We start from the raw sequence: 12,643 nt of genomic DNA on the forward strand, positions 1-12,643 counted from the left end.
TCCAAGCTGACATCATGCATCACCGCATATAATGTGATGCATGACAAGTGATGTGGGAGCCCAGCTGAGGAAAGGGGTCGTCGAGTACTGCGTGCTCGGCCTCCTGCAGCAGGCGCCCGCGTACGGCTGGGAGATCTCCGAGCGGCTCACCGCACTCGGCCTGATCGGCAGCATCGGCACGCTGTACCCGCTGCTCGCCCGCCTCCGCGCGCAGGACCTCATCGTCAGCCACGCCGACTCGCCCGATTCCGCACGGCCCCGCAAGTACTACACGCTCACTGCGGCCGGCGAGGCCCAGCTCGACGTCTTCCGCGGCCAGTGGCAGCCCTTCGCGGCCGCCGTCGACGCGGTGATCTCTCCCGAACGACCCCCGAACGAAGGATGACCATGATGAGCACCACCGAGCCCCTGAGCGGTGCTGCACGCCGCTACCTCCGCGAGCTGGAGACCGCGCTGGCCACCGCGCCCGTGCCGCTCCGCGCCGAGATCGTCGGCGACATCCGGAGCGAGCTGAGCGGCCTCGACGAGGCGCAGAGCGGCGAACGCATCGCCGCCCTCGGCGACCCCCGCGCGATCGCCGCCGACGCCCTGGCCGAGAACCGCACCGCGCCCGAGCTGCTGCCGGTCTCGAAGACCTACCCGACCCTGACCGCGGTCGTGCTGACGGCCGGCTGGTACCTCGTGCCCGTCATCGGCTGGGTCGCGGGCCTCGTGATGATCGGCATCGGCGACCGCTGGTCGGTCGCGACGCGCCGGAACGCCATCCTCGCCTCGGTCGGCGGCGCGGTGCTGGCCGTGCTGCTGTTCCTCGGCCTTCGGCTGACCGACGTGGGGCTGCTCGGCCTCATCCTGTTCGCCGTGCTCCCGCTGCTCGTGAACGTGTTCGTCGGCTCCGCGCTGCGCAGCCACTGGGGCGAGGTCGCGCGCCGGCCGTGACGCGAAGACGGTGACGCGCCGGCCGTGACGCGAAGACGGTGACGCGCCGGCCGTGACCCGGAGGCCGGTGCGCGGAGGCCGTGCGGGGCCGCGCGGAATGCGCATCCGCTCGTCGCTGTTGCACACCCCGTGACCGCAACGAACCGCAAGAACATCGGCTTCCTCTCCTTCGGGCACTGGACGCCGTCACCCCAGTCGAAGACGCGCAGCGCCGCCGACGTGCTGCTGCAGTCGATCGACCTGGCCGTGGCGGCCGAGGAGCTGGGGGCCGACGGCGCCTACTTCCGGGTGCACCACTTCGCGCGCCAGCTCGCCTCGCCCTTCCCGCTGCTCGCCGCCGTCGGCGCCCGCACCTCGAGAATCGAGATCGGCACGGGCGTGATCGACATGCGCTACGAGAACCCCTTCTACATGGCGGAGGACGCGGGTTCGGCCGACCTCATCTCGGGCGGCAGGCTGCAGCTCGGCATCAGCCGCGGATCACCCGAGCAGGTCATCAAGGGCTACCGCTACTTCGGCTACCGCCCCGGTGACGGTCAGGACGACGCCGACCTCGCCCGCGAGCACACCCGGGTCTTCCTCGAGGTGCTGAAGGGCGAGGGCTTCGCCGAGCCGAACCCGCGCCCGATGTTCCCGAACCCGCCCGGGCTGCTGCGCCTCGAGCCGCACTCCGAGGGCCTCCGCGAGCGCATCTGGTGGGGCGCCGCCTCGAACGCGACCGCGCGCTGGGCGGCCGAGCTCGGCATGAACCTGCAGTCCTCGACCCTCAAGGTCGACGAGACGGGTCAGCCGTTCCACGTGCAGCAGGCCGAGCAGATCCGCGAGTTCCGGGCGGCGTGGGCGGATGCGGGCCACGACTTCAAGCCCCGCGTCTCGGTCAGCCGCAGCATCTTCGCGATCACGAACGACCTCGACCGCGCCTACTTCGGCGGCGGCGGCGACAGCGAGGACCAGATCGGCAACATCGACGCGAGCATGCGCGCGATCTTCGGCCGCAGCTACGCCGCGGAGCCCGAGCGCCTCGTCGAGCAGCTCGCGAAGGACGAGGCCATCGCGGAGGCCGACACCCTCCTGCTCACGGTGCCGAACCAGCTCGGGGTCGAGTACAACGCCCACGTCATCGACGCCATCCTCACGGAGGTCGCCCCCGCACTCGGCTGGCGGTGACGGCCGGGCGCCGGGCGCCCTACTTCGCGGCGGTGTAGCCGCCGTCGGCGAGGATGGTCTGCGCGGTGATCGCGCGCGACTCGGGCGAGGACAGGAAGAGCACGACCTCGGCGATGTCCGCCGGCTCCATCAGCCGGCGCTGCGGGGTCTGTGCGATCCAGGCGTCCATCGTCTCGGGATCGGCCGAGCCGACGTCCTTCAGCAGTTCGGTGTTGGTGTAGCCCGGCGCGACGGCGTTCACGCGCACGCCGTGGGGCGCCCACTCGACCGCGAGGGTGCGGGTGAGCGCCGCGATCGCCGCCTTGGTCGCGTCGTAGCCGACGTGCACCTCGGGCCGCGTCGCCGAGAAGGCGGCGATCGACGAGATGTTGACGATCGTGCCCTCGGTCTCGATGAGCGCCGGGGCGAACCCGCGGCAGACGAAGAAGGTGCCGGAGAGGTTCAGGTCGAGCACCTTGGTCCAGGCCTCGTCGGAGTGCTCGATGCTCGGGCCGCTCAGCGACATCCCGGCGCAGTTGACGACGTGGTCGATCCGCGAGAACCGGTCGACGGATGCCCGTACCAGCTCTCCGACGGAGGCGGAGTCGGTGACGTCCGCCGCGATGCCGAGCGTCTCGGCCCCGGTCTCCTCGGCGATCTCCCGCGCCGTCCGCTCGGCCGCCTCGGGCCGGATGTCGGCGACCACCACCGAGACGCCGCGCCGGGCGAACGCGACGGCGATGGCCCGCCCGATCCCGCCGGCGGCGCCGGTGACGACGGCAGTGCGTGTGGCTTCAGTCATGTGATCCTCCTCGACCGGTGAGCGGTAGACGGATGCCCGACGACACCGTCCCTCCCTCCAGCATGTCATAGGTCGTCAAGTGTGGATGAACAACTGGCACCCGGTTGACTTTAACGAGGTCATTGTGTTCAGTGGAGCTGTTCGTGTTCATCATTACGGGACATTCTCCCGGGGGAAGCGGTGGCAATGGAGCCGACAGACCTACTCGAGATGCGCGGCATCACCAAGGACTTCCAGGGCGTCAAGGCGCTCGACGGCGTGACGATCGATCTCCGCCGGGACGAGGTGCTGGCGATCTGCGGCGAGAACGGCGCGGGCAAGTCGACGCTGATGAAAGTGCTCAGCGGCGTCTACCCCCACGGCAGCTTCACCGGCGAGATCCGGCTCGACGGCGAGGCCGTCGAGATGAACGGGATCGCGGAGAGCGAGGACCGCGGCATCGTCATCATCCACCAGGAGCTCGCCCTGACCTCGACCATGTCGATCGCCGAGAACATCTACCTCGGGAACGAGGTGCGGGGGCGGCTCGGCCTGATCGACTGGGAGGAGACGCGCCGCCGGGCGGCGGGGCTCCTCGCCACGGTGGGGCTGAACGAGAACCCGTCGACCCTCGTGGCGGAACTGAGCGTGGGCAAGCAGCAGCTGGTCGAGATCGCGAAGGCCTTCAGCAAGGACGTGCGCATCCTGATCCTCGACGAGCCGACCTCCGCTCTGACCGACGAGGAGTCGGAGCACCTGCTCGGGCTGATCGCCGAGCTGAAGCAGCGGGGCATCGCCTCCATCATCATCAGCCACAAGCTCAACGAGATCGAGCGCATCGCCGACAGGGTCACGGTCATCCGCGACGGTGCCGTCGTCGAGACCCTGCCCAAGGCCGAGATCACGCAGGCCAGGATCATCCGCGGCATGGTCGGCCGCGACATCAACCATCTGTTCCCCGAGCGCGTCGAGAAGAGCGTCGGCGACGAGGTGCTGCGCGTGCAGGCCTGGTCGGTGCAGGATGCGGCCGACCCGTCGAGACGGCGGGTGCGCGACGCCCATCTCGTCGCCCGCGCCGGAGAGATCGTCGGCATCTGCGGGCTGATGGGGGCCGGGCGCACCGAGCTCGCGCTCAGTGTCTTCGGCCGGTCCTACGGCTCGGGGTTCTCCGGCGACGTCTTCGTCGACGGGGTGAAGCGCGACGTCTCGACCGTCAGCAAGGCGATCGCCGCGGGCATCGCGTACGTCACCGAGGACCGGAAGACCCTCGGGCTCCACCTCGACGACGACGTCGTGCAGAACATCGCCCTGCCGAGCCTGCCCCGGCTGCGCCGGCGCGGCTTCGTCGACGAGGACGCCGAGATCGGGGCCGCGAACGCCTTCAAGGAGTCGATGCGCATCAAGACGCCGTCGATCTTCGCCCCCGTCGGTCAGCTGTCGGGAGGCAACCAGCAGAAGGTCGTGCTGAGCCGGTGGATCTTCACCGACCCCCGGGTGCTCATCCTCGACGAGCCCACCCGCGGCATCGACGTGGGCGCCAAGTTCGAGATCTACACGATCATCCAGGAGCTCGCCGCGAGCGGGAAGTCGGTGGTGTTCATCTCGTCCGAGCTGCCCGAGCTCCTCGGCATGTGCGACCGGATCGTCGCCATGCACGAAGGCGAGATCACCGGCGAGCTGCCGATCGATCAGGCCACACCCGAGAAGCTCATGGAGCTCATGACCCTCGAGAGGACAAGCGATGACGACTAGCGGAACGACGACGAGGCCGGCGACGGCCCGGCCCAGGGAGACGCTCTCCGCCCGGGGCTCGCGGTTCCTCAACCGCTACAGCATGGCGGTGGCCCTGGTGCTGGTGGTGGTGGTGTTCGCGCTCACCACGAAGGGCATCCTGCTGCGTGACCAGAACATCTCCAACCTGGTGGTGCAGAACGGTTACATCCTGATCCTCGCGATCGGCATGGTGATGGTCATCATCGGCGGGCACATCGACCTGTCGGTGGGCTCGATCGCCGGCTTCGCCGGGGCGGCGGCGGCGATCCTGATGGTGCAGTACCAGGTGCCGTGGTGGCTCGCGCTGATCCTCAGCCTGGTGGTCGGCGGCCTCGCGGGGGCGTTCCAGGGCTTCTGGGTCGCCTACGCGAAGGTGCCCTCGTTCATCGTGACCCTTGCCGGCATGCTCATCTTCCGCGGTCTCACCATCGCGCTGATCGGGGCGCGGAACATCGGCAACCTGCCCGAGCCGTTCGTCTTCCTGGGGGCGGGCTACGTCAGCACGGGAGCCGAGTCCGGGCCCGACCTCCTCACCCTCGCGATCGGCGTGCTCATCGTGGCCGGGATCGTCGGCTGGCAGGTCGTCTCCCGCCGACGCCGCACGCGGCACGGGGAGAAGCCCGGCAGCACCGTCGTCTTCGTCGCGGGGCTCGTCGTGGTGTCGGCGGCGATCCTCTGGCTGAGCTACTCGCTCGCGAGCTTCCGCGGACTGCCGGTGGTGCTCATCATCCTGGTCGTGCTGGGAGTCGGCTACACGGTGCTGATGACCCGCACCGTCATCGGCCGGCACATCTACGCGGTCGGCAGCAACCGGCAGACGGCGCAGCTGTCGGGCGTCAAGGACCGCCGCATCGACTTCTTCCTGTTCGTCAACATGGGCGTGCTCGCGGCCCTCGCCGGCGTCATCATCACCGCGCGCCTGAATCTCGCCACCTCGGGCGGCGGAACCGGGCTGGAGCTCGAGGCCATCGCCGCGGCGTTCGTGGGCGGGGCCGCCGTGGCCGGCGGCACCGGCTCGATCGCGGGAGCGCTCGTCGGTGGCCTGACCATCGGAATCATCAACAACGGCATGTCGATCATGGGCCTGGGTACGCAGTGGCAGCAGACGGTGCTCGGCGTCGTCGTGCTGCTGTTCGTGGCCTTCGACATCTGGAACAAGGGCCGGCGCACCCGACGCTGAGCCCCCCCCCCCGAACCGCACGACACCCACCCCAGAGGAATGAGGACAGCACCATGGCAATCACATCAGGTGGACGACGATCCACGATCAGGACGATCCTGGGACTGGCGGTGGCGACCGCCACGCTCGCCGTCGGACTGACCGGCTGCAGTGCGGATGACGGTGCCGGGGGCGGGGCCGGCGGCACCGTGGGCATCCTGATGCCCGGCGTGCAGAGCGTGCGGTGGCAGATCGAGGCCGAGACGATGACGGAGGGCTTCGAGAAGCGCGGCTACGACACGGCGGTGCAGTTCGCCAACGACGACGCCCCCACCCAGGTGCAGCAGATGGAGGACATGATCACGCAGGGGGTGAACGCCCTCATCGTCGTCGCCGTCGACGTGCAGTCGCTCGGCGGCCCGCTCGCCGACGCGAAGGCGGCGGACATCCCGATCCTGTCGTACACGCGTCTGCTCTCGGACACCGACGCCGTCGACTACTACACGACCTTCGACTACAAGGCCTACGGCGCCGCCAGCGGTCACTCCATCCTCTCGGCCCTCGGTGTCGAGGACGCCGACGGCAACCCGACGGGTGAGAAGGGGCCGTTCTCGATCGAGATCGTCAACGGCAGCCCGACCGACTCGGTCGCCTACGACATGTGGGCCGGCTACGAGGAGACCCTCCAGCCCTACGTCGACGAGGGCGTGCTCACGATCCCCTCGGGACAGAGCACCTTCGACCAGTCCTCCACGCTGAACTGGACGGGCGAGGGCGCGCAGAGCCGGATGGAGAACATCATCACCTCGACCTACTCCGATGGCACGAAGCTCGATGCCGTGTGGGTGCCCTTCGACGGAATGACCCGCGGCGTGATCGCCGCGCTGAAGTCCTCCGGCATCCAGCCCGGCACCGATGCCTGGCCCGTGCTGCCGGGCGGTGACGGCGAGCTCGACTCGATCAAGTCCATCCTCGCGGGGGAGCAGTACAGCTCCGCCTGGATCGACGTGATCACGCTGGCGAACGGCGCGGTGACCATCGTCTCCGACGTGCTCGACGGCGGCGACTGGCCCGAGCCCGACACCACGACCGACAACAACTCGGTCGAGGTGCCGACGAAGCTGTCGCCCGTGGTGAACGTGACGAAGGACAACGTGCAGGAGGTCCTGGTCGACAGCGGCTTCTACACCGCTCAGGAACTGGGGCTGTGACCCGGCGGTGATTCCGCGGAGCCTCCGCGTGCCCTAACGTGGGGCCACGGCGTCGGCGCCGGCGCGGGGGCGAGGGGGACGGCATGACGAAGAAGAGTGCGCCGCGGGATCTCGCGGTCGAGGCGCAGCAGCACGCCGCGGTGCGGGCGACGTTCGTCAAGAACGCCCTCACCCGGCTGCCGCTGATCGGGGCGCTGGTCATCACGATCAACCTCTTCGTGCAGGTGCGCGGCGACGTGGGGCTCGCCGTGGCGGTGGCCCAGAACCTCACCTTCGGCGGGCTGCTCGTCGTCGTGCTGCTGAACCTGGCGGTCTACATCATGGTGGGCATCATGGCGGCCGCGATGCCGCTCGTCTTCGATCCCGACTACAACGTCTGGACCAGGGTGATCGGCACCGCCGTCGTCGTGCTGCTCGGCGCCGTGCTGTTCAACACGGCGTCGTGGCTGCTGCTGGCGGCCCTCGCGGTCGCGTTCGTCGTCGTCGGCGTGGTCGTGCGACGGCGGCACCACGACGACGAGGAGGAGTTCACCGAGGAGACGGTGCAGGATGCTCTGCGGCACTCCGAGCCGCCGGTCGACTCGGGGCTCCGCACGCTCTGGGTCGAGGGGCGGGCGCTGCTCCGGGCCGAGTCGCCGGAGCCGTTGCCCGTGACCGCCGTCGAGGCGCAGGCGGCCCGGAAGCCGCACCGGCGACGCAAGGCGGCACCAGCGGCCGGCACAGCGGCAGCAACAGCGGCGGCCGTGACGCCGGTGAATCAGGCATCCGCCCCGGCCCCGGCCGAGAACGCCGCGCCGCCCGAACCCCGCGACCTCGCCGACGTCGCCGAGGAGTGGAACGCCCGAGCGGTGGAGATCCGCGCCCCCCACGCCAAGTCGGTCACCCGGCTGGCTTTCACCGGCATCATCGGCTTCGTCGCCCTGTTCGGCGTGGCCATCCTCACGCAGCCGATCCGCTTCGCCCCGCTCGAGCTGGTCTCGATCGACGGCGCCGAGGCGAAGCCCGGCTTCATCCTGCTTCAGGGCTCGAACGGCGTGTTCGTGCCCGACCCGTTCGGCACGGCGGAGTTCGTCACGGTCGCCGAGGTGACCTCGCGTGAGCTCTGCGACGACACCCCGCAGTGGTGGACCGTCTCGGTGATCGAGATGCTCTCACCCGGCGAGATGAGCGGGCCCGACTGCGAAGTCGGCTGATGGAGGAGGCCGCCGTCAGTGCCCGCGCGCGATCCACTCGTCGATATGCGGCGCCTCGGCGCTGATCGTCGTGCCGTCCCCGTGTCCGGTGAGCACGACCGTGTCGCCGGGCAGCGTCATCAGCTTCGCCGTGATCGAGTCGATGATCGTCGGGAAGTCGCTGTAGGAGCGCCCGGTCGCGCCCGGTCCGCCCTGGAAGAGGGTGTCCCCGGTGAAGACCGTTCCGAGCGCGGGCACCGAGAAGCAGACGGCTCCGGGGGAGTGGCCGGGGGTGTGCAGCACCTCGAGCTCGACGCCCGCCACGCCGAGGGTCTGGCTGTCGGCGAGGGGGAGGGGGGCGTCGGCGTCCGGGTGCACGACGGCCCAGAGCATCCGGTCGCCCTCGTGCAGGTGAACGGAGGCGCCGGTCGCCGCCTGCAGCTCGGCCGCGGCGTCGATGTGGTCGTCGTGGGCGTGGGTCAGCAGGATGGCGCGCACCGTGCGCTGCCCGACCGCCTCGAGGATGGCGCCGGCGTCGTGCGCGGCGTCGATGATCACGCACTCGGTGTCGTCGCCGACGACCCAGACGTTGTTGTCGACCTCCCAGGTGCCGCCGTCGAGGCTGAAGGTGCCGTGGGTGACGACCCGGTCGATGCGGGCGGCGGGGCCGGCCGAGCCGAAGCCGCCCATCAGAGCACCACCACCGAGCGCAGCACGTCGCCCGTCGCCATGCGGCCGAAGGCCTGCTCGATCTCGTCGATGCGGATGCGCTCGCTGACGAACTCGTCGAGCGGCAGCCGGCCCTGCAGGAACAATCCGGTCAGCATCGGGAAGTCGCGCTCGGGCAGGCAGTCGCCGTACCAGCTCGACTTCAGCGATCCGCCGCGACCGAACACGTCCAGCAGCGGGATCGACAGGGTCATCTCGGGCGTCGGAACCCCCACCAGCACCACGGTGCCGGCGAGGTCGCGGGCGTAGAACGCCTGCCGCCAGGTCTCGGGCCGGCCGACCGCGTCGATGACGACGTCGGCGCCGAAGCCGCCGGTCAGCGCCTGCACGGCGGCGACCACGCCGTCCTCGTCGAGGTCGCTGGAGTCGATGCCGTGCGTCGCCCCGAGCCGCTCGGCCGCCGCCAGCTTCTTCGGGTCGCGGTCGATCGCGATGATCGTGCCGGCGCCGGCGAGGGCCGAACCGACGATCGCGGCGGTGCCGACCCCGCCGCAGCCGATCACGGCCACCGAGTCGCCGCGCCCGACGTTGCCGGTATTCATCGCGGCACCGAGCCCCGCCATGATGCCGCAGCCGAGCAGGCCCACGGCGGCGGGGTCGGCGGCCGGGTCGACCTTGGTGCACTGCTTCGCGTGAACCAGCGTCTTCTCGGCGAACGCGCCGATGCCGAGCGCGGGGCTCAGCTCGGTGCCGTCCTCGAGGGTCATCTTCTGGCTCGCGTTGTGCGTATCGAAGCAGTACCAGGGCTCGGCGCGCACGCAGGCACGGCACTCGCCGCAGACGGCCCGCCAATTCAGCACCACGAAGTCGCCGACCGCGACGTGGGTCACGCCCTCGCCGATCGCGCTCACCCGGCCGGCCGCCTCGTGCCCGAGGAGGTAGGGGAAGTCGTCGCCGATGCCGCCCTCGCGGTAGTGGTAGTCGGTGTGGCAGACGCCGCAGGTCTCGATGTCGACGACGGCCTCGCCCGGGCCGGGATCGGGCACGACGATGCGCGTGAGCTCGACGGGCGCGCCCTTTTTTCGGGCGATGACGCCGGTCACGGTGGTGGGCACGGAGGCTCCTTCGGGTCGGGCGGGCGGATCGGGTCTCACCCTACCCGGGGCCGTCCGGCGCGAGCCGGGAGCGGGGAGCGGCAGGGCCCGGGGAGACCTGGGTCCATGGTGCCCGCGCTCCGCCGCCCCTACCCTAAGCCCATGCGATGGGCGCGAGGTGCGGCGGGGGTGGCCGTCCTGGTGGTGGGCGCGCTGGTGCTGACGGGATGCACGGCGGCAGCCCCGGCCCCTCCCGCGTCGGGCGGCGCGCCCACCGCGGCGGCCGACGCCCAGGCGGGGGCGGCGGGCATCCGGAGCATCATCGAGGACAAGCGCGAGGAGTGGGGCCTTCGCGCGGTGCTCGTGTCGGCGACGGTGAAGGGGCGGCCGGTCATCCGCGAGGCCTTCGGGGAGTCGATGACCGGGGTGCCCGCGACCACCGGGATGCACGTGCGGAACGGCGCGGTCGCCATCTCCTCCGTCGCCACGGTGCTGCTGCAGCTCGTCGAGGAGGGTGAGGTCTCGCTCGACGACCGGCTCGGCACCTGGCTGCCCGAGGTGCCGCACGCCGACGAGGTCACGCTCGGCCAGCTCGCGCAGATGACCGCGGGCTACGCCGACTACCTCTGGGACCCCGAGCTGCTGCACCTGCTCGAGGAGGACCCGTTCCGCCAGTGGACGCCCGAGGAGCTCGCCGCCTACGGCACGTCGAAGCCGCTGGTCTACGAGCCCGGGACGAACTGGAACTACTCGCACACCGACTACCTGCTGCTCGGCCTCGCCCTCGAGGCGATCACCCGCAAGCCGGTCGACCAGCTGATCGAGGAGCGCGTGATCGGCCCGCTCGGGCTGACGGGCACCGCGGCACCCGGAACCGCGGCGATCCCCGACCCGGTGCTGCACGCGTACACGGCCGAGCGGCGCGAGTACCTCGGCGTGCCCGACGGGGTGCCGTTCCTCGAGGACTCGACGTTCTGGAACCCGTCCTGGACCATCACGCGCGGCGCCGTGCAGTACAGCACGCTCGACGACCTGCTGCGCACGGCCGAGGCGGTCGGCACGGGCGAGCTGCTCAGCCCCGAGCTGCATGCCGAGCAGCTGAATCTCGACACCCGGGCGTTCGCGTCGCCGATCGACGGATGCCCGGCCTGCTTCCCGCACTCGGAGATCTACACCTATGGCATCGGCGTCGTGATGATGGGCGACTGGGTGCTGCAGAACCCGATGTTCAGCGGCACGGCCGCGGTGGAGGCCTACCTCCCGGGCGAGGACGTCGCGCTCGCGGTCGTGGTCACCTTCGACGAGAGCGCCTTCGACGGGTCGGGAGCGGTCGGCAACCGGGCCACCGACCTCTTCCGCCTGCTGGCGGCCGAGCTCGCCCCGCAGCACGCGCCGCCCACCCGCCCCTGACGCACCGTTCCTGCCCTTCCCCTTCCCCCGACGGGCGGCGGCGGAGTAGAACGGGGGCATGACAGACGCGATCTCGCCCCGGGATTTCCGGCAGTCGGAGGGCACGGGGGACTGGCGGGTGGTCGGCGACGGCGCCCGGGCCGTCTTCCGCACCGCATCCTTCACGAAGGGTGCCGCCTTCGCGACCGCGATCGCCGAGCTCGCCGACACGGCCGACCACCACCCCGACGTCGACCTCCGCTACGGCGCGGTGGCGGTGCGCCTGATCAGCCACGACGTGGGCGACCTCAGCCGGCGCGACCTCGCGCTCGCCCGCGCGATCTCCACGCTGGCCGCCGAGCAGGGAATCGCCGCCGACCCGGCCGCCGTGCAGAGTCTCCAGATCGCGATCGACGCGGTCGACGTGGCGGCCGTGCGACGGTTCTGGCAGGCGGTGCTCGGCCACGACCCGGTCGACGACGGCGACCTCAGCGACCCGCTGGGGATCCTGCCCAACGTCTGGATCCAGCAGATCGACGCCGTGCGCCCCGAGCGCAACACGGTGCACCTCGACCTCTACGTGCCCACCGACGTCGTCGAGCAGCGTCTGGCGGCCGCCCTCGCCGCGGGCGGCCGCATCGTGCGCGACACCGACGCGCCCGAGTGGTGGACGCTCGCCGACCCCGAGGGCAACGAGGTCGACCTCGCTCCGTGGCGCGACGACAGTCCCTGGTCGTGAGGGCGCGGGAAAGTCTCGCTAGACGCCGACGCGGCGGAAGGCGTCGAGGCTGATGCCCGCGTCGAGCACGACCTTCGCCCACTCGCGGGCGGTGTGGAGCGAGTGGTCGCGGTAGTTGCCGCACTCCAGCGCCGAGACGGCCGGCACGTCGGACTCGACGGCCTCGTCGGCGATGAACCGCAGGCTCGACGTGAGCGCCGCGACCACGTCGGACACCTCGGGCTCGCCCCACATCAGCAGGTGGAAGCCGGTGCGGCAGCCGAACGGCGAGATGTCGATCACGCCGTCGATGCGGTCGCGCAGCAGCCCGGCGAGCATGTGCTCGAGCGTGTGGATGCCCGCGGTCGGGATCTCCTGCACGTTCGGCTGGGTCAGCCGCACGTCGAAGTTCGTGATGGTTCCGCCGCCCGGCCCGTGCTCGACGCCGATGCGCCGCACGTAGGGCGCCAGCACGGCGGTGTGGTCCAGGGTGAAGCTCTCGATCTCGGCCATCAGGTCCTCCTCGGGGGTGGGTCTCGCCTTCGATTCTCCCTCCTCGCCGAAGTGCTCCGCGACACGCCGACGGGTCGGTGCG

13 protein-coding genes are annotated in these 12,643 nt (G+C 70.8%); 9 read left to right on the forward strand and 4 right to left on the reverse strand.

Annotated elements, in window-relative coordinates; translation table 11 throughout:
• Positions 1-40: 40 nt before the first annotated feature.
• The 3 genes from ITJ64_RS13030 (at position 41) to ITJ64_RS13040 (ending at position 2,103) form a co-directional block, all read left to right on the forward strand.
• Positions 41-385, forward strand: coding sequence for a PadR family transcriptional regulator (locus tag ITJ64_RS13030; protein ID WP_194681212.1), 345 nt, complete (start codon positions 41-43; stop codon positions 383-385).
• Positions 386-387: 2 nt separating this feature from the next.
• Positions 388-936 (forward strand): hypothetical protein, encoded by a 549-nt coding sequence (locus tag ITJ64_RS13035; RefSeq protein ID WP_194681213.1) that lies wholly within the window; start codon positions 388-390, stop codon positions 934-936.
• Between the two features lie 129 nt (positions 937-1,065).
• Positions 1,066-2,103 (forward strand): LLM class flavin-dependent oxidoreductase, encoded by a 1,038-nt coding sequence (locus ITJ64_RS13040; protein ID WP_370545179.1) that lies wholly within the window; start codon positions 1,066-1,068, stop codon positions 2,101-2,103.
• Between the two features lie 19 nt (positions 2,104-2,122).
• On the opposite strand, the gene ITJ64_RS13045 is transcribed toward ITJ64_RS13040, so the two are convergent.
• On the reverse strand, positions 2,123-2,884 hold the full coding sequence (locus ITJ64_RS13045) for an SDR family NAD(P)-dependent oxidoreductase (protein WP_194681214.1): 762 nt from the start codon (positions 2,882-2,884) through the stop codon (positions 2,123-2,125).
• Between the two features lie 186 nt (positions 2,885-3,070).
• Here ITJ64_RS13045 and ITJ64_RS13050 point away from each other — a divergent pair, with 186 nt between their 5' ends.
• From ITJ64_RS13050 to ITJ64_RS13065, 4 genes are all read left to right on the forward strand, one after another.
• Complete coding sequence (locus tag ITJ64_RS13050; RefSeq protein ID WP_194681215.1) at positions 3,071-4,615, forward strand: sugar ABC transporter ATP-binding protein; 1,545 nt, start codon at positions 3,071-3,073, stop codon at positions 4,613-4,615.
• A complete protein-coding gene (gene mmsB, locus ITJ64_RS13055; RefSeq protein ID WP_194681216.1) occupies positions 4,605-5,816 on the forward strand; it encodes a multiple monosaccharide ABC transporter permease in 1,212 nt (403 codons plus the stop codon). Before ITJ64_RS13050 ends, mmsB begins: the two co-directional genes overlap by 11 nt.
• Positions 5,817-5,869: 53 nt before the next feature.
• Entirely contained in the window at positions 5,870-7,006 is a 1,137-nt protein-coding gene (locus ITJ64_RS13060; RefSeq protein WP_194681217.1) for a sugar-binding protein, read from the forward strand.
• Positions 7,007-7,089: 83 nt separating this feature from the next.
• Positions 7,090-8,199: a hypothetical protein gene (locus ITJ64_RS13065; protein WP_194681218.1), complete on the forward strand. Its 1,110-nt coding sequence runs from the start codon at positions 7,090-7,092 to the stop codon at positions 8,197-8,199.
• Between the two features lie 15 nt (positions 8,200-8,214).
• Here the strand turns inward: ITJ64_RS13065 and ITJ64_RS13070 are convergent, their stop codons facing one another.
• Both ITJ64_RS13070 and ITJ64_RS13075 read right to left on the reverse strand, forming a co-directional pair.
• The gene (locus ITJ64_RS13070) at positions 8,215-8,868 is read right to left on the reverse strand and encodes an MBL fold metallo-hydrolase (RefSeq protein ID WP_194681219.1); all 654 of its coding nucleotides are present in this window, start codon (positions 8,866-8,868) and stop codon (positions 8,215-8,217) included.
• Positions 8,868-9,962 (reverse strand): S-(hydroxymethyl)mycothiol dehydrogenase, encoded by a 1,095-nt coding sequence (locus tag ITJ64_RS13075; RefSeq protein ID WP_194681220.1) that lies wholly within the window; start codon positions 9,960-9,962, stop codon positions 8,868-8,870. Before ITJ64_RS13075 ends, ITJ64_RS13070 begins: the two co-directional genes overlap by 1 nt.
• A gap of 141 nt (positions 9,963-10,103) precedes the next feature.
• Here ITJ64_RS13075 and ITJ64_RS13080 point away from each other — a divergent pair, with 141 nt between their 5' ends.
• Together ITJ64_RS13080 and ITJ64_RS13085 are read left to right on the forward strand one after the other, a co-directional pair.
• Positions 10,104-11,351, forward strand: a complete 1,248-nt coding sequence (locus ITJ64_RS13080; RefSeq protein WP_194681221.1) for a serine hydrolase — start codon at positions 10,104-10,106, stop codon at positions 11,349-11,351.
• A 58-nt stretch (positions 11,352-11,409) separates the two neighbouring features.
• Complete coding sequence (locus ITJ64_RS13085) at positions 11,410-12,069, forward strand: VOC family protein (RefSeq protein ID WP_194681222.1); 660 nt, start codon at positions 11,410-11,412, stop codon at positions 12,067-12,069.
• Between the two features lie 18 nt (positions 12,070-12,087).
• Here the strand turns inward: ITJ64_RS13085 and ITJ64_RS13090 are convergent, their stop codons facing one another.
• Positions 12,088-12,561 carry an S-ribosylhomocysteine lyase gene (locus ITJ64_RS13090; protein WP_194681223.1) on the reverse strand — a complete coding sequence of 158 codons (474 nt, stop codon included), beginning with the start codon at positions 12,559-12,561 and terminating at the stop codon, positions 12,088-12,090.
• Positions 12,562-12,643 lie beyond the last annotated feature (82 nt).

Source organism: Herbiconiux sp. VKM Ac-1786 (genome assembly GCF_015350805.1).
Lineage (GTDB): Bacteria > Actinomycetota > Actinomycetes > Actinomycetales > Microbacteriaceae > Herbiconiux.